The following is a 23,848-nucleotide window of genomic DNA, read 5'->3' on the forward strand; positions in this document are numbered from 1 at the left end:
GGCCGAATCAGTCATGCAGGTCAAGCCGGTCGCGTCCGGAGGTCGCTCATGTGTGGTCGAATCAGCCAGTACCGCGATCCGCTTCGTTATGCGCAGCATCTCGGCCTCAGCGATCCGCTGATGCTGTTCGACGCCGCCGACCGCCGCCCCGGCTACAACCTGTCGCCCGGCACGCATCCGCTCGCGATTTATCCTGACCAAACGCTGCGTGCGATCCACTGGGGTTACTGCCCAAACTGGGCACGCGCGCAACATCTGCCGCAAACGATCAACGCCCGCGCCGAAACTGCGGCGCACGCCCGCTATTTCAAGGATCTGTGGAAAACCGGACGGGTATTGGTGCCGGCGGACGGCTGGTTCGAATGGCGCGTGGAGGCGCCACCCGGCACGGATACCGGCGATGAAGCGGTACAGAGCGCGGTACAGGGCACGACCCGAGGCACAACCCAGGGCGCGGGAACGATCCGCCAGCCCTACTTCGTGCGCCTGAAAAGCGATGCACCGATGTATTTCGCCGCGCTATCGAGCGTGCGCGGCACCGCGCCGCAAACGGAAGGCATGGGATTGGTGATTGTGACGGCCACCGCCGACGCGGGCCTGATCGACGTGCATGACCGCCGTCCGCTAGTGTTCGCGCCGGATGCGGCGCGCCGCTGGCTGGACCCGGCGCTGCCGCCGGACGAACTCGAGCAGCTCGCGCGCGGCGCCTGCGTACCCGCCGGGCGCTTTCGCTGGCACCGCGTGAGCCCCGAGGTGGACCGCACGCTCAATGACGAGCCGGGTCTGATCGAAGTGCTAGACTGAAACCGCGGTGCACCGGCCCCCCAAAAAACTCAATAGCTAAAGCGTGCCTGCTGAATGCGCCAGCTGAATGTGCCAGCCAAGGCGGCAGTTAAGCGTGGCAATTAAGCGCGGCAGTTAAGCGAAGCGCGACAACCAGGCGTGCCAGCGAGGCACGCCACCAAAACTCAGCGGTCGCGTCTTTGCGCAGACAAATCCGCCGGACGCTCGACCTTGATCGGCACAAGTTGCGGCTGCTGTTCACGCAGGCGGCGCAGCAAATCGCGCGATGCGGCGATGCCGATCAGTCCCAACATGACGGCCACGCCGATCATCAGATGCGTATCCATGAATCCCTCGTTCTTCCAGTTGTTGCGATTTGCCGAACGGCGGCTGACTGAACGCCTCCGGCTGAAGTCGGCAGCGCATGAACGACACGTTAGCAAATCGACCGCGGCGCAGAAGTAAGGAAATGTTGCGACGCCGCACTTCTGTAACAAGGCGTCACGGCCGGCGCGACCGATCTGTCAACGGGCGGCGGCGCCGCGCCGCATCAGGTGCGCGCGAATTTGCGCAGCTCGGCCTGGTCGACCGCCAGCGTCGCGGGCAGCTCGTCGCGCAGAAATTCGACCCAGGTGCGGATTTTCGCGTCCAGATATTGCCGCGACGGATACAGCGCATACAGATTCATTTCCTGCGATGTGTACCCCGGCAACAGCCACACGAGTTCGCCGCTGCGCAAACCGCTGATCGCCGAGTAGATCGGAATCAGGCCGACGCCCATGCCGCAGCATGCCGCGACCGCCATCGCTTCCGCCACGTTCACCTGGAACGTCGCCGGTCCCAAGGCGATCGTTTCCTCGCCGTTCGGGCCGTCGAAAGTCCATTTGTCGGTCGGAAATACTGGCGTGACCATTTGCAGACAGGTATGCCGCACCAGGTCCGCGGGCGTCTGCGGCACGCCGTGCCGCTCCAGGTAAGCCGGCGAAGCGCACGCAATGCTGAACGCGCTGCCGAGGCGCTGCGACACCAGCCCCGAGTCCGGCAGACCGGTGGCGAGCGTCAGCGACACGTCAAACCCTTCGTCGAGCAGATCGGGCATGCGCTGCGCAAGCGTCAGCTCGATATGCACGTCCGGATAGCGCTGCCGATAGCGGCCGACGGCCGGCACCACATAGTGCTGGCCGAAGCTTGTCATTGCGTGGACCTTGAGTTTGCCGGACGGCCGCGCGTGGGCGTCGCTCGCTTCCGCCTCGGCCTGATCGACGTACGCGAGGATCTGCTCGCAGCGTTGCAGATAGCGCTCGCCGGCCTCAGTCAACGCAATGCGGCGGGTGGTGCGGTTCAGCAGCCGCGTGCGCAGGTGCGCTTCCAGATCGGACACCGCGCGCGACGCGTACGCCGTGGTCGTGTTCAGGTGCTGCGCAGCACCCGTAAAGCTGCCCGCTTCGACGACGCGGACAAATACGCGCATGTTTTGAAGCGTATCCATACCATTCCTTGATGATCCGGAGCGATTGTTACACGATTCGCAAAGGCGATTATCTCATCTTCCGTAAAAATGCCTTGCACCTTTACCGGTTATTCCCCAATCAATCAAAAAATATAATGACGCACAAGGTTCTATAGCTATTTATGGAGGAAATCGTGCAGTCTCCGGTACCGAAAGGGGTCGCCGCCGCCGCGGTTCTTACGATCCTATTAACAATCGCCGGCTGTGCCAATACCGGAGGCATCGCGCCGCAAGCCAGCGGAATCGAGCCCGCGTCGCTCGACGCGGGCAACGCCATCCGGGCAGCCAATGCCGACGCGCAATGGCCGGCCGCCGACTGGTGGCGCGCTTATCACGACCCGCAGCTCAATCAATGGATCGAAGCCGCGCAGGCGGGCAATCCGACGCTGGCCGTGGCGCAGGCGCGCGTGCGCGAAGCCGTGTCGATGGCGGGCGTGGCCCGTTCGGCGCTGTCGCCGCAGGTCAACGGCAGTCTGTCGATCCAGCGTCAGAAATGGGCCGACAACCTGTACTACGGCCCGGGCCCGCTCGCGGGCGAGCAATCGTGGAACAACACCGGCACGCTAGGGCTCTCGTATCACCTGGATATCTGGGGCAAGGACAGGAACGCCGCCGAACGCGCGCTCGACGCCGCGCATGCAAGCGCCGCGGATGCCCGCGCTGCCCAGCTCGAACTGGAAGGCAATGTGGTGCGCACGTACATCGAGATGTCGATGAACTACGCGCTGCTCGACACCGCCAAGGCCACGTTGCAGCAACAGCAGCAGATCGCCGATCTGGCCACGCGCCGTCTGAAGGGCGGCATCGGCACGCAGCTCGAAGTGAGCCAGGCCGAAACGCCGCTGCCGGAATACGAACGCCAGATCGATGCAATTGAAGAACAGATCGCGCTCGGCCGCAATCTGCTGGCCGCGCTGGCCGGCAAAGGTCCGGGCGCGGGCGATTCGATCCGCCGTCCGGCACTCGCGCTCGACGCGCCCGCCGGCCTGCCGGGCACGCTGCCCGCGGATCTGATCGGCCATCGGCCCGATGTGGTCGCGGCGCGCTGGACGGTGGCGGCACAGGCGCGCGGCATCGACGTCGCCAAGGCCGACTTCTACCCGGACATCAACCTGCTGGCGTCGATCGGCGGTTATGCGGCGATGGGGCCGCTGTTCCAGTTCCTGAAGAATCCGTCGCATAGCTGGAGCGCCGGGCCGGCGCTGTCGCTGCCGATCTTCGACGGCGGGCGGCTGCGCTCGCAACTCGGCGCGGCGTCCGCGGGCTACGACGAGGCCGTGGATCGCTATAACCAGTCGATCGTCAGCGCGCTGAAGGACATCGCCGACCAGGTGGTGCGGATCCGCTCGCTCGCCACCCAGGCCGACGACGCCGATCGTTCGGTTGCGGCGGCCCGCAAGAACTACGAATTGTCCCGCGAAGGCTACCGGCGCGGCCTGACCGACTATCTGAACGTGCTGGTCGCGCAAAGCCAGTTGCTGCGCGCGCAGGAAGGCGTCGCGAAGATTCAGGCCGAGCGCCTCGGCGCGCATGCGTCGCTGATGACCGCGTTGGGCGGCGGCCTCGACGAACCGGCCAACGGTCCGCAGCAAAACGAAACACTGCCGGGCCCCACGAGCCGCTTGTCCGCCAACGCAAACGCGGCCGAGTGAGGAAGCCGACCATGTCCGCCGCCCCTTCCCCCTCCTCGCCGCCGGCATCGTTCGCCGCGCTCTGCACGGCCGTCGCCGACTGGGCTCGCACCGACGGCCGCACATGGGTCTATCTGTTCAAAGCGCTCGCCGCCTGTTTTCTCGCGCTCGGCATCGCGATGAAGCTCGACCTGCCGCAACCGCGCACCGCGATGACCACCGTCTTCATCGTGATGCAGCCGCAAAGCGGGATGGTGTTCGCCAAGAGCTTCTACCGGATCTGCGGCACGCTGGTCGGCCTCGTCGTGATGCTCGCGTTCATCGGCCTCTTTGCGCAGCAGCCGGAAATGTTCATCGTCGCGACCGCGATCTGGGTCGGCATCTGCACCGCCGGCGCCGCGCGCAACCGCAATTTCAGGTCGTACGGTTTCGTGCTGGCCGGCTATACCGCCGCGCTGATCGGCATTCCGGCGTCGCAGCATCCGGACGGCGCGTTTCTGAGCGCCCTCACGCGGGTCGCCGAGGTGGTGGTCGGCATCGTTTGCGCGGGCGCGGTCAGCGGTCTCGTGTTGCCGCAATACGCCGGTTTGCAGATGCGCAGCACCGTGCGGGCGCGCTTCTCGGCGTTCGTCGAGTACGTGTCCGCGTCGCTGGCGGGCCGCAACGACCGCGCGCAGATCGAGGCGACCAACGCGCGCTTTGTCGCCGACATCGTCGGCTTCGAAGCGGCACGCAGTGTGGCCGTGTTCGAAGGCCCCGACTCGCGGATGCGCGGCGGCCGCCTCGCGCGTCTGAACAGCGAATTCATGACGGCATCGACGCGCTTTCACGCGCTGCATCAACTGATGAACCGGCTGCGCGACGCCCAAACGAGCGGCGCGGCCGTTGCGATCGAGGCGCTCGAACCGTACTTCAAGGAGATCGCCCCGCTGCTCGCGAAGTCCGGCGAGCCCGTGCTGAGCGCCGCCGACGCCGCGCATGCCGCCGCGCAACTCGATGCCTACAAGGCCGCCTTGCCCAAGCGTGTGCGCGAGACGCGCGCCGCACTGGAAACGCATGCGGACGCGCCGCTGCTCGACTTCGACACCGGCGCCGAATTGCTGTACCGCTTCGTCGACGATCTGCATGCGTACGCGGCGACTTACGCGTCGCTTGCTGTCGACAAGCACGAGCGCGAGCGCTGGATCGAGCGTTACGAGCCCAAGACCAACTCGATTGCCGCAGGCGTGGCCGGCTTGCGCGCGACCATCGTGATGATGGTGCTCGGCGCGTTCTGGATCGCGAGCGCGTGGCCGAGCGGCTCGACGCTCGTGCTGACTGCGGCAGCCACCTGCGCGCTGGCGTCGTCGTCGCCGAATCCGATGCGCACCGCGTTCCAGATGGCCGGCGGCACGCTGGCCGCCTCCGTGCTGGGGATGATCGCGGTGTTCGGCGTGTATCCGCACATCGACGGTTTTCCGCTGCTGTGCGCCGCGCTCACGCCGTTCCTGCTGCTCGGCGTATTCATGACGACGCGGCCGTCGCTGGCCGGCTACGGGATCGGCTACTGCATCTTCTTCTGCTTCCTCGCAGGACCGGACAACGTGATTCACTACGATCCGAGCGGCTTCATCAACGATTCGATCGCGCTGCTGCTGTCGATGCTGGTGGCGTCGATTGCCTTCGCGGTGCTGCTGCCGCCGTCGACGCCGTGGCTGCGCAATCGCCTGCTGACGGACCTGCGCCGCCAGGTGGTGGTGGCGAGCCGCGCGGGCATGAGCCGGGTGCGTTCGCGTTTCGAGAGCGGCGCGCGCGACCTGATGTCCCAGATCAACGCGCTCGCGCCAAGCGAGCCTGCGCTCAAGCGCGACACCTTGCGCTGGCTTTTCTCGGTGCTCGAAGTGGGCAACGCGATGATCGATCTGCGCCGCGAAGTGGCGGCCCTGCCCGCCGACGCGCGCTATGCGAAGACGATGCCGTGGCGCGTATCGCTGCGCGCGATGCGCGACGCGGTGACCGCGCTCTTCGAGCGGCCGCGCGCGGACCGCTTCGACCGCGCGCTGGCGGCGACCACCGATGCGATCGCCGCGGTTCAGCAGATGCTGGCGGTCTTTGCGCCGCCGCGTGAGGAGCGGCATCGGCTGCAACGCATCCTGAGTCAACTGCATTTCATTCGTACCGCGCTGCTCGATCCGCAATCGCCGCTTGAACCGCTGATGAGCGGACCTGCCGACGCGTCTGAAGGAGTTCGTCATGCCACGTGATATTGCCGTTTTCGACGCCTACGTGCCGGCCATCGTGCTGCTGTTTATCGCGGGCGCCGCGCTTACCTGGGTGTTGGACCGTGTGATTGCCCATACGGGCTTGTATCGCGTGGTGTGGCATCCGTCCCTGTTCCGGGCCAGCTTGCTCGTGTGTGTGTGCGGCGTGCTGGGTCTCGCCGTTTATCGTTGATCAGAATCGAAACATGACCATTCGAAATATTGTGGGCTTCGTCGCGACAGCCATTATTTTTATCGTCGCGATTTTGATTGGACGCGTGCTGTGGGTTCATTACATGGATGAACCCTGGACGCGCGATGGGCGCGTGCGCGCCGAGATCGTCAATGTGGCGCCGGACGTGTCGGGTGCGGTGGTCGATATGCCTGTCAAGGACAACCAGTTGGTGAAAAAAGGCGATCTGTTGATGCAGATCGATCCGTCGCACTATGAGATCGCAGTGGAGCAGGCGCAGGCGGCGGTTGCCGCGCGCAAGGCCGAATTGCAGATGCGGCGTGACGATGCGCAGCGGCGCGCGGATATGGATGCTTTGGTCGTGTCCAGGGAGAGCCGCGAGAACGCTACGCACACTGCGTCGGCGGCTGACGCTGCCTATCAGCAGGCTCTGGCCGCGCTCGATGCGGCCAGGCTGAACCTGGCGCGCACGCGGGTGGTGTCGCCTGTCGACGGTTACGTCACCAATCTCAATGTTTTTCGCGGCGACTATGCGACTGCTGGTTCTGCCAGGCTGGCTATTGTCGATAGCCATTCCTTCTGGGTTTATGGGTACTTTGAGGAGACGAAGCTTCCTCATGTTCGCGTCGGCGACAAGGCTGAAGTTCGGCTGATGAGCGGTGGCACCCTGCAAGGACATGTCGAGAGCATCTCTCGAGGAATCTATGATCGGGATAACCCCGAAAGCCGCGAGTTGCTGGCGGATGTCAATCCGACTTTCAACTGGGTGAGATTGGCACAGCGCGTGCCTGTCAGGGTGAGGATCGATTCTGTGCCCGATGATGTCGTGCTTGCAGCCGGGATTACTTGTACGGTTGTTGTCAAACCCAGCTGATGTGTTTTGCCATGCGGCGGTGTTGGCCTCGGTGTTGGCCTCGGTGTTGGCCTCGGTGTTGGCCTCGGTGTTGGCCTTTTAGCCATTCCGGTTCCGCATCCAGTCGGCGGTCTCGAAGAACGACCCCAGCAGCCTCTCGCGCAGCGATTCGGCAAGCCCCACGTCCTCCATGGCCCAGGCCATACACCTGAGCCACTGATCCCTCTCGCTGGAAGCGATGGCGAACGGCAAATGCCGAGCCCTCAACCGAGGATGCCCGAAGCGGCTGATGTAATGATCAGGCCCGCCCATCCATCCGCACAGAAACCAGAAAAACTTGTCCCTCGAACCATCGAGCGACTCCGGATGCAAAGCCCGAATCCCGGCGAATTCGGCTTCGAGATCCATCAAGTCGTAAAACCGGTCGACCAGCTCGCGCACGCGAGCTTCGCCACCCACCAGTTCGAAGGCCGTCGGTCCCGCCGCGGACACTTCGTCGTTAAGATCGCTCATACCCAGTCACACGACAGAAGAGAAAATTCACGCATCCCGCAGCGATTGCAACGCCGGCCGCGACAGCACATGCCGCAAGCTGAGCCAGCCGCCGACACCGGCGCAGGCAATCCCGGCAGCAACGCCCGCCGGCAACAACCACGGATCGAAACTCAGATAAAACTCGAACACGCGGGTCGCCAGCACCCACCCGATCGCCTGCGCGCCGATCGCCGCCATCAGCCCCGCCAGCGCACCCACCGCGACAAACTCGGCAATCTGCACCGCCCGCACCTGGCGATGCGACGCCCCCAGCGCACGCAGCAGCGCGGATTCTCGCATACGCTCATCGCGTGTGCCGGCCAGCGCCGCATACAGCACGAGCACGCCGGCCGCGAGCGTGAACGCAAACAGGAACTGCACCGCGCCGATCACCTGCTGCAACACGCGCTGCACCTGCGCGAGAATCGGCCCGGTGTCGATCGCGGTGAGGTTCGGATACGCGGCAATCAGGCCGTCGATCGTCGCCCGCTGCGAAGGCGGCAGATGAAAACTGGTGATGAACGTCGCCGGGAAATCCTGCAAGGCAGCCGGCGGCATCAGCACGAAAAAGTTGACCTTGAACGAACCCCAATCGAGCTTGCGCACACTCGTCACGGGCGCGTCGATCTGCAAACCCGTCACGTCGAAGCGCAGCGTGTCGCCAGGCTTCACGTCGATCAGTTTCGCCAGCCCCTGCTCGATCGAAATCTGCGGCGTTTTCGTGTCGCCGTACCACGTGCCCGCAGAAAGCCAATTGTCTTCGGGCAGCGTCGTCGTGTAGGACAGATTGAATTCGCGGTCCACGAGGCGTTTTGCATCGTCGCCTTTGAACGCGTCCGGATTCACCAGCTTGCCGTTGATCGCGATCAGCCGGCCGCGCACTGTCGGCGAGAGCACGGTGCCGGGCACGCCGTGCGCGCCCAGATATTGCGTGACGGCTTCGCGTTGATCGGGCTGGATGTCGATGACGAATTCATTCGGCGCATCGGGCGGCGTCGATTTGCGCCAGCCTGCTACCAGGTCGTTGTGCGTCATCGCGATCAGCAACAGACACATCAGGCCGATGCCGAGCGCGGTGATCTGCAGCGCGCTCGCACTGCTGCGCCGCTCCAGCGACGCCAGCGCATACCGCCAGCCGACCCCCGCATTGACGCGCTCGCTGCGCACGAAACGCGAGGCGCCCCACAACGCCAGCCGCGCGATGCACGCGAACACCAGCAAGCCGCCCGCAAAGCCGCCCGCGACAATGCCGCCGAGCTTCAGCTCGCCCGCCGCGACGATCAGCAGCGCAGCGAACAGCGCGATGCCGAGGGCGTATGCGGCCCACGCGGTGCGCCCCGCCTCGCCCCATTCGCGCCGCAGCACCCGCACCGGCGGCACGCGCGTCAACGGCAAGAGCGGCGGCAACGCAAAGCCGAGCAGCAACACGAGACCCGCCGCGATGCCTTCGAGCGCCGGCCATGCGCTCGGGTACGGCAGCACGACATCGATCAGACTGCCGAGCCACGTCAGCAGCACCAGATGCCCCGCATAGCCGAGCGCCACGCCCGCCGCGCCGCCCATCAAACCGAGGCCGGCGAATTCGAGCGTGAAGAGCGCGCGCAGCGTCGCTTGACTGACGCCGAGGCAGCGCATCGCCGCGCAGCTGTCCAGATGCCGGCGCATATAACGGTGCGCGGCCATCGCAATCGCGACGGCCGCGAGCAATGCCGTGAGCAGCGAGACGAGCGTGAGAAAGTGGCTCGCGCGGTCGAGCGTCTGGCGCACTTGCGGCTGGCCGTCCTGCAACGACTCGAGCGCGACGCCGCGCATCTTGCCGCCGTCGACCCTGTCATGCGCGAACCGGGCGAAGCGCGCGACCGACTCATCCGCGCCCGCCACCAGCAGCCTGTACGTCACGCGGCTGCCGAGTGTGATGAGGCCGGTCGATTGGACCTCGTCGGCGCGCACCATCAAACGCGGCGAGAAATTGACGAACGAGAAGCCGCGATCCAGTTCGCGCGTGATCACCGCGCCGATCGTGAAGCTGCGGCTGCCGACCTTGACCGCGTCGCCGACATGCAGCTTCAACGCGTCGAGCAGCGCCTGATCGACCCAGACGGTGCCCGGCGGCGGGATCGATTGCGCGGGATGATCCGCCACACCGGGCGCGGGTGCGATCCGCAACGCGCCGCGCAACGGATAACCCGGCGACACCGCCTTGATCGCGGCGAGGCGCGAAACCGGCTGCGCGCCGCTCGAATTGATCATGCTGGGAAAGATGGCGGTGCTGGCCGTATTCAGACCGAGCGCCCTGGCTTGCTGAGAAAACTGAGGATTGACCGGATGATCGGCGCGCACGATGAAATCGGCGGCGATCATCCGGCGCGCGTCGCGCTCGAGCCCCTGGTGCAACCGGTCGGCCAGAATACCGACACTCGACAAAGCCGCGACGGCCAACACCAGCGCCAGCAGCAGCATGGTCAGTTCGCCCGCGCGCCAGTCGCGCGCCGTCATGCGGATAGCCTGGCGCAGCAAATCGGTGCCGCTAAACCGGCGCTTTGGTACGACGCGCGCCGTCGAACCTCGTACCGTATCGCTCAATCGTGCCTGCTCCTGACCAAACGCGACACCATGTGCGTCGCCATCCCGCGAAAACCGCCCTGAACCCCGCGCCAGAGCCGCGGCAACGCCCAACTCGCCAGCATCAGGAAACCCACCATCAGCACCAGAAACACGAGCGGCACGAACAGCGCAAGCAGCACGCCGCCGACCACGAGACCGTCTTCAGCGGTCGAGGTCACGACATTGGACACCGGTTCCGGCGACAGATTGATCAGCGCGCGTGTGCCCGCTTTCGCCAGATGCGCCGTGCCCGCCAGCGTGCCGCCCGCGAGTGCGGCGACCGTCAGCAGCGCCGGGTCGGCATGGCCGAGCGCGCCGGCGGCCAGCATGGCGCCGGCCGGAATTCGGATAAAGGTGTGGATCGCGTCCCACAACGAATCGAAGGCGGGGATTTTGTCGGCGAGGAATTCGGCAACCGTCAGCGCGGCTGCGACGCCGATCACCCACGGCGAAGACAGTGCGGACAGCGTGTCGGGGAGATGGATGAGGCCGAGACGTTCGAATACGCCGGCCAGCAGAACCGTCAGATAGAGGCGCAGCCCGCTGCCCCACGAAAGGCCAGCAGCAAGCGAAAGTGATTCAAGCATGGCCGCCTCCAGGCGCGCTGTGCGTGCGGGGCGCTCCGACGGGCAAGGGAGCCGCCGCACCGAAGTCGTCAGACCCGCGCCAAGCCGGCCGCGCCAAATGGGCCGCGGGCAATTTCAGGTTGGATTCAACTTCATTATAGCCACGTTAATTCGCAGACCGCAGAGCGGCTAACAAATGGCGGTCTCTCATAGGGCGCGAGCAGCACACCCGGTCTGCGGCAGCAAGCCGGTCGACGGCGATCGACGGCGGTCGACGGCAGACGGGCTCCGGACAGCGTCAAACCGCGCCGACCAGCCGGTATCCGACGCCCGTCTCGGTGACGATATGTTCGGGCTGCGCCGGATCCCGCTCCAGCTTGCCGCGCAAATGCGCCATATAGATACGCAGATAGTGATGGCTCTCGACATGCGACGGCCCCCATACCTCGCGCAGCAGTTGCCGGTGCGTGAGCACGCGGCCGGCGTGGCGCACCAGCGTCGCCAGCAGCCGGTATTCGATCGGGGTCAGATGAACCGCGGCGCCGTCGCGGCTCACCTGGCGCAAGGCCAGATCGACGGTGACCGTACCGAAACGCACCAGCGGCGATTCGTTGGCGCCGCCTTGATTGCGTCGCCGCATATGCGCGCGAATCCGCGCCAGCAATTCGGAGACGCCGAACGGCTTGGTCAGATAGTCATCCGCGCCGGCGTCGAGCGCGGCGACCTTCTCGCTTTCCTGGGTGCGCGCCGACAGCACGATCACCGGCAATTCGCTCCAGCCGCGCAGTTCGCGGATCACGTCGAGGCCGTCGGTGTCGGGCAAGCCGAGGTCGACGATCACCAGATCGGGCTTGCGCGTCGCGGCTTCGACGAGACCTTGCTTGCCGGTTTCGGCGTCGTGCACCACGATGCCCTCGCCTTCCAGCGCCGTTCGGACGAAGCGGCGGATCTGCTTTTCGTCTTCGATCAGGACGACGGTGATGCTGGGGTCACTCATGGGTCGGCTTGGAAAGCGGGTTGTGAGGTGAATTGCGTTCGAGCGGCGCCTCGGCAGCGCGCTCCCGTGGTTGCGGCGATTCCGCCGCCGCGGCGTCGGGCTTGCCTTGCGCCGTCGTGCCGTCGGGCGCCGTCGATGCCGATCCCGGTGCCGCTTCCGATGCCGGTGCCGGTGCCGGTGCCGCTTCCGATCCCGGTGCCAATGCCGCTTCCGATGCCGCTTCCGAATCACCGGGCAACGCGCCGATGTCCTCGTCTTCCAGCGCGTCAGGCGCGGCGGGCGGCGTTTCCACCGGCAGCATGAACCAGAAGCGCGCGCCTTCGACGCGACCGTCCGCCGTCATCCGGTTGAGCGCGCCGATTGTACCGCCGTGCGCCTCGACGATCGCGCGGCAAATCGCGAGGCCGAGACCGATGCCCGGCTTGGCCGACTCTTTCTCGCCGCGCGTGAACTTCTCGAACACGCGTGCCTCCATGCCGGCGGGCAAGCCCGGCCCGCCATCGTCGACAGTGACGCGCACGAACTGCTTGCCGCCTTCCTCGATCACTTGCGCGCCGATCGTCAGAGGTGTGTCGGCGGCCGTGTACTTGGCCGCGTTCTCGAACAGATTCGAAAAGAGCCGCTCCATCAGCACGGCATCGAGATGCAACAGCGGCAAATCCGCGGGCAGCTTCACCTGTACCGGATGATCCGCCAGCACGCGCCTGCAGGCACGCAACGCGGCGCCAACCGTCTCTTCGAGCAGGGTCCATTGCCGGTTCAGTTGCAAACTGCCCGCCTGCAGGCGCGCCATGTCGAGCAGATTCGTGACGATGCCGGTCATGCGCAGCGCTTCTTCGTGGATCGCTTCCACCAGATCGTCGCGAGGCTGCGCGCCGGAGTGTGCTTCACGCGACTGCGCGAGCATCGACGAGAAGCCGACGATTGTCGTCAACGGCGTGCGCAAGTCATGTGAGATCGCCGACAGCAGCGAATTGCGCAAGCGCTCCGACTCCATGTTGACCAGCGCATCGCGTGCGATTTCGACGTAATGCACCCGCTCCAACGCCAGCGCGATCTGCGCGGCGAACGCGTCGAGCATCCGTTGCTGTTCGGGCACGTCGAGTTCGCCTTCGTTGCGCATCACGACGGCGAGCACGCCGCGCGTGCGCATCGGCGCCTTGAGCGGCAGGTACAGCGCAGCGGCGGCAGGCAGCGTATCGGTGCCATGTCCGGCCGGTTTCTGCTGATCGTAGACCCACTGGCCGACGTCGATATCGAGCATCTCGCCTTCGAGCGTAATCGCCGCGTCGGGGTCTTCGATCTTCTGCTTCACCTGGTCGGCGCTGTCCGGCAACAGGATCGCGACACGCGCGCCGAACACCTCGCTGACGTGCCGGCTGCCGATGCCGACGATCTGCTCGGTCGCCAGCGCCGCGGCCAGTTCACGCGCCATCGCGTACATCGCGCCGGTGCGCTGTTCGCGGCGGCGCGCGACGCTCGCCTCACGGCGCAAGCTCGAGGTCAGATGGCTGATCACGAGCGAGGTCAGCAACATGCCGAAGAAGGTCAACAGATACTGCGTATCGGAGACCGACAGCGACATCCGAGGCGGCACGAAAAAGAAATCGAACGCGGCGACGCTCAGGAACGACAGCACGACACCCGGTCCGCGGCCCAGCTTCACGGCCGTGAAAATCACGCCGAGCAGGTACAGCATCACGAGGTTCGTCAGATCGATATGGTCGATCAACTGGCTCGACAGCAGCGTGATGCCCGCGCAAATGGCCAGCGCGAAACCGTAGGCGCGTGGCGGCGAACGACGCTCGCGCGCCGCGCTCAATGCCTCGCGCCACGCGTTCGCCGTGGTGTTCAGCAAACGGCGCTGCTCGCCGCCATCGCGTTCCGACGACGCGCGGATCAAGGTGAGATCGAGGTCGCCCGCGCGTTCGGCGATGCGCTCCCCAAGCGGTCGACGCAGCTGGCGCCGCACGCCGGTGCGCGACGACGCCCCCGCAACCAGCTTCGACACGTTGCGCGCCTGCGCATAGCCGATCAAGGCGGCGACCGCATCGGTGCCCGCGAGCGTCGCGGTTTCCGCGCCGAGTTCGGCCGCAAGCTTCAAAGCGTTCAGCGTGCGTTCGCGGCGCGCGGCGGGCAAACGCTGCAGCGCCGGCGTTTCGACATACACAGCGATCCAGTCGGCTTTCAAACTGGCCGCGAGACGCGCCGCGGCCCGCACCAGCATCGGCGCTTCCGGGCCGGGACCGACACACACCAGCAAGCGCTCACGCGCCTGCCAGATGCGCTGGATCGAACGGTCCGCGCGATATTCCCGCATCTGCGCGTCGACGCGATCCGCGGTACGGCGCAGCGCGAGTTCACGCAGCGCAATCAGATTGCCTTTGCGAAAGAAGTTGCGCACTGCGCGCTCGGCCTGCTGCGGCATATACACCTTGCCGTCGCGCATCCGGTCGAGCAGTTCCTCGGCGGGCAGGTCGACCAGCGTGACTTCGTCGGCGCGATCGAACACACGGTCGGGCACCGTCTCCCAGACGCGAATGCCGGTGATCTGGCCGACCACGTCGTTCAGGCTTTCGAGGTGCTGGACATTGACCGTCGTGTAGACGTCAATGCCCGCGTCGAGCAGTTCGTAGACGTCCTGCCAGCGTTTCAGATGCCGTGCGCCCTGCACGTTCGAGTGCGCGAGTTCGTCGACCAGAATCAGTTGCGGCTTGCGGGCGAGCGCGGCGTCGAGGTCGAACTCGCCGAGCTTGCGGCCGCGATGCTCGATCTGCATGAGCGGCAGCACGTCGAGACCGTCGAGCAGCCTGGCGGTTTCGTCGCGGCCATGCGTCTCCGCAATGCCGACCACCACGTCCGCGCCTTCATCCAGACGGCGGCGTGCGGCCTGCAACATCGCATAGGTCTTGCCGACCCCTGCGGACGCGCCGAAAAAAATCTTCAGCTTGCCCCGCTGACGTTTCTCTTCGTCGCGTTGCAGCTTGTCGAGCAATTCGTCAGGATCGGGGCGGTTCATGCTCAATGGTTCTCATAGTAAGGCGAGCGCTGGCGCATGCATGGTGGCACGGTAGCAGCCAGGCTGCAAACGACGGACCGCCCGCGAACGGCGGCTACCGCATTGGCGACCACCGCGTTGACGGCCACCGCGTTGACGGCCACCGCGTTGGCGGCTACCGCGTTGGCGACCACCGCATTGGCGGCCACCGCGAATGCCGGGCGCAACAAATGGCGAAGGCGGCGTCACATGGACGCCGCCTTCGCGAACCACAGCGTTTAACCTTGCTTCATCTCATCCAGCGCCAGATTCAGTTGCAGCACATTCACGCGCGGCTCGCCCAGAATGCCGAACTGGCGTCCGCTCGTATAACGCTCGACCAGCGCCTGCACATCGTTCGGCGCGAGCTGACGCGCTTTCGCCACGCGCTCGATCTGATACGCGGCGGCGGCCGGGCTGATCTCCGGATCGAGACCGCTGCCTGAGGACGTCACCAGATCGACCGGCACCGGCTTCGACATATCGGTGCCGGCGGCCTTCAACGCGTCGATGCGGCCTTTGACTTCATCGGTCAATGCCGGGTTGGTCGGCCCGAGGTTCGAACCGCCCGAGTTCGTCGCGTTGTACGGCATCGGGCTGGTGGCCGACAGGCGTCCCCAGAAATACTGCGGCGCATCGAACTGCTGGCCGATCAGCTTCGAGCCGACCACCTTGCCGTCCTGCTCGAGCAGGCTGCCGTTGGCCTGATCGTGGAAGGCCGCCTGGCCGACAGCGGTCATCACCGCGGGATAGGCAAGTCCGGTAACGGCGGTCAGTACCGCGAAGATCACGATCAACGGACGGAACAGATTTTTCATGATTGGCAATTCCTTTTAATGGCTTCCCAACTGGCTTCCCGACGCGCGCTTCTCAAACCCAGCCGAACGCGGCCAGCACCATATCGATCAGCTTGATGCCGATGAACGGCACGATGATCCCGCCCAAACCGTAGATCAGCAGATTGCGGCGCAACAGGATCGCGGCGCCGAGCGCGCGATAACGCACGCCTTTGAGCGCGAGCGGAATCAGCAGCACGATGATCAGCGCGTTGAAAATCACCGCCGACATGATCGCCGAGGCCGGCGTGGCCAGGTGCATCACGTTCAGGGCGTTCAGTGCCGGATAGGTCGTCGCGAACGCGGCCGGAATGATCGCGAAGTACTTGGCGACGTCGTTGGCGATCGAGAAGGTGGTGAGCGAGCCGCGCGTCATCAGCATCTGCTTGCCGATTTCGACGATCTCGATCAGCTTGGTCGGATTCGAATCGAGGTCGACCATGTTGCCGGCTTCCTTCGCCGCCTGCGTGCCCGTGTTCATCGCCACCGCGACGTCGGCCTGCGCGAGCGCCGGGGCGTCGTTGGTGCCGTCGCCGGTCATCGCCACCAGGCGCCCTTCGGCCTGATGCGCGCGAATCGTCGCGAGCTTGGCTTCCGGCGTGGCTTCGGCGAGGAAGTCGTCGACCCCCGCTTCAGCAGCAATCGCCGCTGCCGTCAGACGGTTGTCGCCGGTCACCATCACCGTCTTGATGCCCATCTTGCGCAGTTCGGCGAAGCGCTCCTTGATGCCACCCTTGACCACGTCCTTCAGTTCGATCACACCGAGCACGCGTGCGCCCTGCTCGCTTTTCTCCGCGACCACCAGCGGCGTGCTGCCACGACGTGCGACTTCGGCGACCGCGTTGCTGACTTCAGTCGGAAAACGCCCGCCGTTGGCTTCGACATAGTTCTTCACCGCGTCGGCCGCGCCCTTGCGAATCTCGCGGTTCGGCGCCCCGGAGGAAGTCCCCTTGGGGGACAGATCGACACCGCTCATCCGCGTTTGCGCGGTGAAGCCGAGGAATTCGGCATGCAGCGACGCCATATCGCGCTGACGGATATTGAAGCGCTGCTTGGCGAGCACGACGATGCTGCGGCCTTCCGGCGTTTCGTCGGCAAGCGACGAAAGCTGCGCGGCATCGGCAAGCGCTTCTTCGGTCAAACCGGGCGCCGGCACGAAGGTCGAAGCCTGGCGATTGCCGAGCGTGATCGTGCCGGTCTTGTCGAGCAACAGCACGTCGACGTCGCCGGCGGCTTCCACCGCGCGGCCCGAGGTGGCGATCACGTTCGCCTGCATCATCCGGCTCATGCCGGCCACACCGATCGCCGACAACAACCCGCCGATGGTGGTCGGAATCAGGCAGACCAGCAGTGCGACCAGCGCGGTAATCGTCACCACGTGTCCCGCTTTTGCGGCTTCGACGGAGAACATCGAAAACGGCAGCAGCGTGGCGGTCGCCAGCAGCATCACGATCGTCAGCGCGACCAGCAGAATCGTCAGCGCGATTTCGTTCGGCGTTTTCTGACGCTTCGCGCCTTCGACCATCGCGATCATGCGGTCGAGGAACGCCTCGCCGGGATTCGCCGTGACGCGCACGACGATCCAGTCCGACAGCACGCGCGTGCCGCCCGTCACCGACGAAAAATCGCCGCCCGATTCGCGGATCACCGGCGCGGATTCGCCCGTGATTGCCGATTCGTCGACCGACGCGACGCCGTCGACCACTTCGCCGTCGGCCGGAATCACGTCGCCGGTTTCGACCAGCACGACGTCGCCCTTGCGCAGATCGGTCGCCGCGGTGATGCGGATCGGCGACTTCGGGTGCGGCTCGTTGAGCTTCTTGGCCATCACGTCTTTCTTCGCGCTGCGCAGCGACGCCGCCTGAGCCTTCGAACGGCCTTCGGCCAGAGCCTCCGCGAAGTTCGCGAACAGCACCGTGAACCACAGCCACAGCGTGACCGCGAGAATGAAGCCCGCGGGCGCCTCGGCCTGGCCGGCCAGCGCGGCGACCCACAGAATGGTCGTCAGAATGCTGCCGACATACACGCAGAACATCACCGGATTGCGGAACTGCGTGCGCGGCGTGAGCTTCTTGAAGGAGTCCACGATCGCCGGGCGCAGCAGCGCCGGGTCGAACATGGACCTGGTTGCATTATGTTCAGTCATTGAATCCTCGAATTTCCCGTGTGCGCCTGATTTACGCCTGAATTGCGCCTGTTCGCTCGTCGGTTCGAATGGCGCGCCTCAATGGGCGCCCATCATCATCAGATGTTCGACACCGGGGCCGAGCGCGAGCGCGGGCACATAAGTCAGCGCACCGACCAGCAGCACCGTGCCGAGCAGCAGCACGACGAACAGCGGACCATGAGTCGGCAGCGTGCCGCCGGTCACGCCGATGCGTTTCTTCGCGGCGAGGGAACCGGCTATCGCCAGCACCGGGATGATCGTGCCGAAGCGGCCGAACCACATCGCGATGGCCGTGAGCCAGTTGTAGAACGGCGTGCTCACAGTCAGACCGGCGAAGGCGCTGCCGTTGTTATTGGCGGCCGAGCTGAACGCGTAGAGAATTTCAGAGAAACCGTGCGCGCCTGGGTTGGCAATACCCGCCTTGCCCGCCTCGGTCAGCACCGCGATCGAGGTGCCGACGAGAACCAGCAGCGGCGTGAGCAGCACCACGATCGACACCATCTTCATCTCGTACGCTTCGATCTTCTTGCCGACGTATTCCGGCGTGCGGCCGATCATCAGGCCCGCCACGAACACGGCCAGCAGCGCGAACACGAGCATCCCGTACATACCGGAACCCACGCCGCCGAAGATCACTTCGCCGAGCTGCATCAACAGCATCGGATAGAGGCCGCCGATCGGCGTCAGCGAGTCGTGCGTGTTGGCCACCGCGCCGCACGAGGCCGCCGTGGTCGCCACCGTAAAGATGCCCGACTGCGCGATACCGAAGCGCGTTTCCTTGCCTTCCGCATTGCCGCCCGACTGCAGCGCATTTGCCGATTGATCGACATGCAACGCGGTCAACGCCGGATTGCCCGCCTGCTCCGCGCCGATCTCGCCGAACACGCACACGCCGAACGCGATCGTCATCGCCGCGAGCACCGCGACGCCCTGTTTGCGGTCCGCGATCATGCGACCGAACACGAGGGCCAACGCCGCCGGAATGATCAGGATCGAGAAGATCTGCAGGAAGTTCGAGAACGGTGTCGGGTTTTCGAACGGATGTGCCGAGTTGCCGTTGAAGAAGCCGCCGCCGTTGGTGCCGAGCATCTTGATCGCTTCCTGCGAGGCGACCGGACCCATCGCGATGGTCTGCGTCTTCACGGGCGTATCGACCGTCACCGGATTGCCCTTCGCATCCTTCACCGGATTGCCTTGCGTATCGAGCTTCGGTGCGGCGTACGTCGTGGTTTGCAGCGTCGGTACGTCCTGATACGCGTTGAAATTCTGGATCACGCCCTGGCTCATCAACAGGGCCGCGAGGATTGCCGCCATCGGCAGCAACACGTAAAGCGTCACGCGCGTGAGATCGACCCAGAAGTTGCCGATGGTTTGCGCCGTGTGACGCGCGAAGCCGCGAATCAGCGCGATCACCACCACGATGCCGGTGGCTGCGGAAAAGAAGTTCTGGACCGTGAAGCCGAGCATCTGCGTCAGATAGCCGACGGTCTGTTCAGGCGTGTAATCCTGCCAGTTCGTATTGGTCACGAAACTGACCGCCGTATTGAACGCGCCGTCGACCGTCATCGGGCCGAACTGCTGCGGATTGCCCGGCAGCCAGCCTTGCACGCGCAACAGCCCGTAAAGGAACAGCGCGCCGAGCGCGTTGAACGCGATCGTGGCGATCGCGTAGTGCTTCCAGCCCATTTCCGTCGACGGATCGACGCCCGCGAGGCGATACAGCAAGCGCTCGATCGGGCCGCCGAAGCGCACCACGCGCGAGCTGCCGTCCATCACGCCGCTCAGATAGCGGGCCATCGGCACCGCGGCTGCCAGCAGTACGACGATGAAAAGCCCCGCTTGCAGGACATTGTTCGAGTTCATTCAATGTCCTCCGCGCGCAACAGCGCATAAACGAGGTAAGCGAACAGCAGCGCGGTGGCCGCGCCGGATAACCAGAGAATCCAGTTCATGAGCGCGCTCCCTGGCCACGGCGGAACTGCATCAACTTCTCGCAGCCGGCGATCAATGCAAAGGTCAGCGCGAAAAACAGCACCAGCCCCCCGACATACAGCACATCCATTTTTTTCTCCATACACGGATTTTGGATAGATCGGAACGTTATGCCGAAGCGCGTAAAGGCCTGGTCAAAGATGTCGGGACGCGTGTAAAAATCGCGTAAACGGAAAAGGCCGTTCCACCGTGAAGTGGAACGGCCTTATGCCTGTGCGCCTTGGGATAGCGGGTGTCGACGCGACGCGCGTCGCGCAGCCCGCTGCCGTGCGCGTAAAAGCAGCGTGGTTCTTTATTTCTGCGGCGCTACAGCGCGCTTACGTCATGACGCTCATGGCAGCAGGATCGTCGAGCCCGTCGTGCGGCGGCCCTCGAGATCGGCGTGCGCCTGGCCGACGTCCGCAAGCGCATAGCGCTGGTTGATGCTCGTTTTCACCTTGCCTGACACCAATACGTCGAACAGTTCGGCGGCCATCGCCTCGTAATCGTGGCGCTTGCCGATATAGGTGAAGAGCGTCGGGCGTGTGAAGAACAGCGAACCGCGCCCGGCGAATTCCGACGAATCGATCGGCGGCAACGGCCCCGACGCATTGCCGAAGCTCACGAACATGCCGAGCGGCGCGAGGCAATCGAGCGATGCGGTAAACGTGTCTTTGCCGATCGAGTCGTAGACCACCGGCACGCCTGCGCCGTTGGTGATCTCGCGCACACGCTTCGTAAAATTCTCGCGCGTGTAGACGATCGCGTGGTCGCAGCCGTGCGCCTTGGCAATCGCGGCTTTTTCATCGGAACCGACCGTGCCGATCACCGTTGCGCCGAGCGCCTTCGCCCACTGGCAAACCAGCAGGCCGACGCCGCCCGCCGCGGCCTGGATCAGGATCGTGTCGCCGGCCTTCACCGGATACGTTCGGCGCAGCAGGTATTGCGCGGTCAGCCCTTGCAGCATGACGGAGGCCGCCTGCTCGTCGCTCAGCGCGTCCGGCACCTTGACGACCTGCGCGGCCGGCAGCACGCGTTCCTGCGTGTACGCGCCGGGCGGACGCGCGACGTACGCGACACGGTCGCCGGCCTTGAGACCGGTCACGCCCGCGCCGACCGCTGTCACCACGCCGGCCGCTTCCATGCCGAGGCCGCCCGGCAGCGGCAGCGGATACAAGCCGGTGCGGAAATACACGTCGATGTAGTTCAGGCCGACCGCATTTTGCTTGATGCGGATCTCGCCCGCGCCCGGCTCGCCTACTTCGACGTCGACCCATTTCATCACCTCCGGGCCGCCCGTTTTATCGAATCGAATCGCTTTGACCATCACGTCTCCCTGGTTCGTGATTGAGTTTGATTTTGACCGTGAGGCAAGCGCGTTCAGACCGGCGGCGTCAGGCGCATAGTCAGCACGTCGAGGATCATCCGCGCAGTCGAAATATTGGTCGCGCACGGGACGTTGTGCACGTCGCACGCGCGCACCAGCGCGTTGATGTCCGGCTCGTGCGGCTGCGGCGTCATCGGGTCGCGCAGAAAAATCACCATGTCCACGCGCCCTTCGGCGAGCTGCGCGCCGATCTGCAAGTCGCCGCCATGCGGGCCGGACAGCATGCGCTCGACCGTCAGCCCGTGGGCGTCGGCAATACGCGAGCCGGTCGTGCCGGTGGCGATGATGTCGCAGCGCCTGAGCGTATCGACGTATTCGCCGGCCAGTTTGACGATGTCGTCCTTCTTGTGATCGTGCGCGATCAGCGCAATGCGGGTGGTCATGACGTAAGACTCCTGAACCGTGGTGAGCGTCGTTGTTGTGGTGATGAAAGCAGGCGGGTCAGAACGTGCCCGGGTAAGCGCCGCCGTCGAGCAGCCAGTTCTGGCCGGTGATATATCCGGCATGCACGCTGCACAGGAAGGCGCAGGCGCGGCCGAATTCGTCGCGATTACCGAAACGGCCGGCGGGAATCGACTTCATGCGCTGCTGGCGCGCTTCTTCGATGGACATGTTTTGCGCCTTGGCTTGGGCGGCGAACGTGGTGCCGATGCGGTCGGTGTCGAACAGGCCCGGCAGCAGGTTGTTGATCGTTACGCCGGTCGGCGCCACCTTGCGCGCGAGTCCCGCGACGAAGCCGGTCAGCCCCGAGCGCGCGCCGTTCGACAGGCCCAGCACGTCGATCGGCGCCTTCACCGCCGAACTCGTGATGTTGACGATGCGCCCGTAGCCGCGTGCGCTCATCCCGTCGATGGTCGCGCGGATCAGCTCGATCGGCGTCAGCATGTTGCTTTCGAGCGCGCGGATCCAGTCTTCGTGCGTGAAGTTGCGGAAGTCGCCCGGCGGCGGGCCGCCTGCGTTGTTGACCAGAATGTCCGGTTGCGGACAGGCGGCAAGCGCCGCCGCCCGGCCCTCGGGCGTGGTGATGTCGCACGCCACCGCCGTCACTTCCACTCCGCTCAGCTTGCGGATCTCGGCGGCGGTCGCCTCCAGTGCCTCCGCGGTGCGCGCGACGATCGTCAGGTTGACGCCCTCGGCGGCGAGCGCTTCCGCGCAGCCGCGCCCCAAACCCTTGCTGGCGGCGCAAACCAGTGCGGTGCGCCCGGCGATTCCCATGTCCATGTGTGTGTCCTTGTGACGAAGTCTTGACCGCTCGTTGCAAAGTTTCCCCCGATTCTAGAAGAATCGGTGCCGGACTGTGCCGGGCGGCTGCAATCTCCGGTATCTTCCGGCCCCACTCTTTCGGTAAACTTGCAGCCGTGGCGCGCCCGCCAGCCGGATTTCCGGCCGGCGCCGGCCGCCGAACCGATCTCCGATCCCCGATCCCTCTTGCCGCCGCTTGCGCGCCCCCGCCATGACTCAGGACAGCCGCTTTCCCAATCTCTTCATCCTCGATCACCCTCTGATCCAGCACAAGCTGTCGCACATGCGCGACCGGGACACCTCCACCCGCACGTTCCGCGAACTGCTGCGCGAAATCACACTGCTGATGGGCTACGAAATCACCCGCAATCTGCCGATGACCACGCGCCGCATCACCACGCCGCTGGTCGAGATCGACGCGCCGGTGATCGCCGGCAAGAAACTGGCGATCGTGCCGGTGCTGCGCGCCGGCATCGGCATGTCGGACGGGCTGCTGGAACTGGTGCCGTCGGCGCGCGTCGGCCACATCGGCGTGTATCGCGCGGAGGATCATCGCCCGGTCGAATACCTGGTGCGCCTGCCGGATCTGGAAGACCGCGTTTTCATTCTGTGCGATCCGATGGTGGCGACCGGCTACTCGGCCGTGCACGCGGTGGACGTGCTCAAGCGCCGCAACGTGGCCGGCGAGAATATTCTGTTCCTCGCGCTGGTGGCCGCCCCGGAAGGGGTGCAGGTGTTCCAGAACGCGCATCCGGACGTCAAGCTGTACGTGGCGTCGCTCGATTCGCATTTGAACGAGCACGCGTACATCGTGCCGGGTCTCGGCGACGCCGGCGACCGCCTGTTCGGCACGAAAAACTGAAAGCGGCTTGAAAAGAGCGCGAGCGGCGGGCGGAAAACGCCGCCGCCACGCACGTTCCGGCATTGCTCCCCCCTGCTGCCGCCCCGCGGCATGATAAAATTCGCATCCGCTCAAAGAGCGGCTCAACTTGCACAACTGCCTGACTTGCACAACTGCCTGGCGCATCGCGCCTTTCGCGGAGCCCGCCGGGACCGGCGCGGCGTTTTCAGTCCGCTGGCCGCACCGCCCTGACCCGCCCGCGCTGCAACTTCGGTCCCGCCAGCCGGGCGTGACGGACACAACCGGGCGGCCGGAACGGACGTAACCGGGCATGACCAGGCATCACCCGGCCGGGCATCACCAGGCATCACCGGGCGTTGGGCAAGCTGAAACCGTCTGACATCGAGGCGCGCAAAACGCAAGCGCCCGACATCGCAACGACAATTGCACTATGCG

Annotated in this window: 21 protein-coding genes; 6 read left to right on the forward strand and 15 right to left on the reverse strand. The window is 65.3% G+C overall.

From position 1 onward, the window contains the following. The first annotated feature begins 48 nt into the window (after positions 1-48). A complete protein-coding gene (locus AC3WLT_RS12830; protein WP_492592124.1) occupies positions 49-804 on the forward strand; it encodes an SOS response-associated peptidase in 756 nt (251 codons plus the stop codon). Positions 805-968: 164 nt separating this feature from the next. Here AC3WLT_RS12830 and AC3WLT_RS12835 read toward each other — a convergent pair whose 3' ends face one another. Both AC3WLT_RS12835 and AC3WLT_RS12840 read right to left on the reverse strand, forming a co-directional pair. Beyond that, positions 969-1,130: a hypothetical protein gene (locus tag AC3WLT_RS12835; protein ID WP_492592125.1), complete on the reverse strand. Its 162-nt coding sequence runs from the start codon at positions 1,128-1,130 to the stop codon at positions 969-971. A gap of 203 nt (positions 1,131-1,333) precedes the next feature. Then, positions 1,334-2,272, reverse strand: a complete 939-nt coding sequence (locus AC3WLT_RS12840) for a LysR family transcriptional regulator (RefSeq protein ID WP_492592126.1) — start codon at positions 2,270-2,272, stop codon at positions 1,334-1,336. Between the two features lie 155 nt (positions 2,273-2,427). Here AC3WLT_RS12840 and AC3WLT_RS12845 point away from each other — a divergent pair, with 155 nt between their 5' ends. The 4 genes from AC3WLT_RS12845 to AC3WLT_RS12860 are packed head-to-tail and all read left to right on the forward strand — an operon-like array spanning position 2,428 to position 7,231. Then, on the forward strand, positions 2,428-3,945 hold the full coding sequence (locus AC3WLT_RS12845; RefSeq protein ID WP_492592127.1) for an efflux transporter outer membrane subunit: 1,518 nt from the start codon (positions 2,428-2,430) through the stop codon (positions 3,943-3,945). A gap of 11 nt (positions 3,946-3,956) precedes the next feature. Then, complete coding sequence (locus AC3WLT_RS12850; RefSeq protein WP_492592128.1) at positions 3,957-6,167, forward strand: FUSC family protein; 2,211 nt, start codon at positions 3,957-3,959, stop codon at positions 6,165-6,167. After that, positions 6,157-6,357 (forward strand): DUF1656 domain-containing protein, encoded by a 201-nt coding sequence (locus AC3WLT_RS12855; protein ID WP_492592129.1) that lies wholly within the window; start codon positions 6,157-6,159, stop codon positions 6,355-6,357. The genes AC3WLT_RS12850 and AC3WLT_RS12855 overlap by 11 nt, the downstream gene beginning before the upstream one ends. A gap of 13 nt (positions 6,358-6,370) precedes the next feature. Next, positions 6,371-7,231 (forward strand): efflux RND transporter periplasmic adaptor subunit, encoded by an 861-nt coding sequence (locus AC3WLT_RS12860; protein WP_492592130.1) that lies wholly within the window; start codon positions 6,371-6,373, stop codon positions 7,229-7,231. A 78-nt stretch (positions 7,232-7,309) separates the two neighbouring features. Here the strand turns inward: AC3WLT_RS12860 and AC3WLT_RS12865 are convergent, their stop codons facing one another. The 13 genes from AC3WLT_RS12865 to AC3WLT_RS12925 form a co-directional block, all read right to left on the reverse strand. Beyond that, complete coding sequence (locus AC3WLT_RS12865; protein WP_492592131.1) at positions 7,310-7,723, reverse strand: group II truncated hemoglobin; 414 nt, start codon at positions 7,721-7,723, stop codon at positions 7,310-7,312. A 27-nt stretch (positions 7,724-7,750) separates the two neighbouring features. Next, positions 7,751-10,327 (reverse strand): ABC transporter permease, encoded by a 2,577-nt coding sequence (locus AC3WLT_RS12870; RefSeq protein ID WP_492592132.1) that lies wholly within the window; start codon positions 10,325-10,327, stop codon positions 7,751-7,753. Next, entirely contained in the window at positions 10,324-10,935 is a 612-nt protein-coding gene (locus tag AC3WLT_RS12875; RefSeq protein WP_492592133.1) for a DUF4126 domain-containing protein, read from the reverse strand. Before AC3WLT_RS12875 ends, AC3WLT_RS12870 begins: the two co-directional genes overlap by 4 nt. Positions 10,936-11,212: 277 nt before the next feature. Beyond that, positions 11,213-11,911: a two-component system response regulator KdpE gene (gene kdpE / locus AC3WLT_RS12880; protein WP_492592134.1), complete on the reverse strand. Its 699-nt coding sequence runs from the start codon at positions 11,909-11,911 to the stop codon at positions 11,213-11,215. Next, positions 11,904-14,930 carry a DUF4118 domain-containing protein gene (locus AC3WLT_RS12885; protein WP_492592135.1) on the reverse strand — a complete coding sequence of 1,009 codons (3,027 nt, stop codon included), beginning with the start codon at positions 14,928-14,930 and terminating at the stop codon, positions 11,904-11,906. The genes kdpE and AC3WLT_RS12885 overlap by 8 nt, the downstream gene beginning before the upstream one ends. A gap of 257 nt (positions 14,931-15,187) precedes the next feature. After that, on the reverse strand, positions 15,188-15,766 hold the full coding sequence (gene kdpC, locus AC3WLT_RS12890) for a potassium-transporting ATPase subunit KdpC (protein ID WP_492592136.1): 579 nt from the start codon (positions 15,764-15,766) through the stop codon (positions 15,188-15,190). 52 nt (positions 15,767-15,818) lie between these two features. Continuing rightward, positions 15,819-17,930 (reverse strand): potassium-transporting ATPase subunit KdpB, encoded by a 2,112-nt coding sequence (kdpB, locus tag AC3WLT_RS12895; protein WP_492592137.1) that lies wholly within the window; start codon positions 17,928-17,930, stop codon positions 15,819-15,821. Between the two features lie 78 nt (positions 17,931-18,008). Next, a complete protein-coding gene (gene kdpA / locus AC3WLT_RS12900) occupies positions 18,009-19,814 on the reverse strand; it encodes a potassium-transporting ATPase subunit KdpA (RefSeq protein ID WP_492592138.1) in 1,806 nt (601 codons plus the stop codon). After that, positions 19,811-19,903: a K(+)-transporting ATPase subunit F gene (kdpF, locus tag AC3WLT_RS12905; protein WP_007583461.1), complete on the reverse strand. Its 93-nt coding sequence runs from the start codon at positions 19,901-19,903 to the stop codon at positions 19,811-19,813. The genes kdpA and kdpF overlap by 4 nt, the downstream gene beginning before the upstream one ends. Next, a complete protein-coding gene (locus AC3WLT_RS12910) occupies positions 19,900-20,013 on the reverse strand; it encodes a hypothetical protein (protein WP_028196918.1) in 114 nt (37 codons plus the stop codon). The genes kdpF and AC3WLT_RS12910 overlap by 4 nt, the downstream gene beginning before the upstream one ends. 261 nt (positions 20,014-20,274) lie before the next feature. Next, on the reverse strand, positions 20,275-21,249 hold the full coding sequence (locus AC3WLT_RS12915; protein ID WP_492592139.1) for a quinone oxidoreductase family protein: 975 nt from the start codon (positions 21,247-21,249) through the stop codon (positions 20,275-20,277). A 53-nt stretch (positions 21,250-21,302) separates the two neighbouring features. Beyond that, on the reverse strand, positions 21,303-21,692 hold the full coding sequence (locus AC3WLT_RS12920; RefSeq protein WP_492592140.1) for a methylglyoxal synthase: 390 nt from the start codon (positions 21,690-21,692) through the stop codon (positions 21,303-21,305). Positions 21,693-21,750: 58 nt separating this feature from the next. Continuing rightward, positions 21,751-22,530, reverse strand: coding sequence for an SDR family oxidoreductase (locus tag AC3WLT_RS12925; RefSeq protein ID WP_492592141.1), 780 nt, complete (start codon positions 22,528-22,530; stop codon positions 21,751-21,753). A gap of 232 nt (positions 22,531-22,762) precedes the next feature. On the opposite strand from AC3WLT_RS12925, the gene upp reads away from it, so the two are divergent. Then, positions 22,763-23,413, forward strand: coding sequence for a uracil phosphoribosyltransferase (upp, locus tag AC3WLT_RS12930; RefSeq protein ID WP_410834401.1), 651 nt, complete (start codon positions 22,763-22,765; stop codon positions 23,411-23,413). Positions 23,414-23,848 lie beyond the last annotated feature (435 nt).

It is taken from the genome of Paraburkholderia sp. FW306-2-2C-D06C (genome assembly GCF_058781505.1).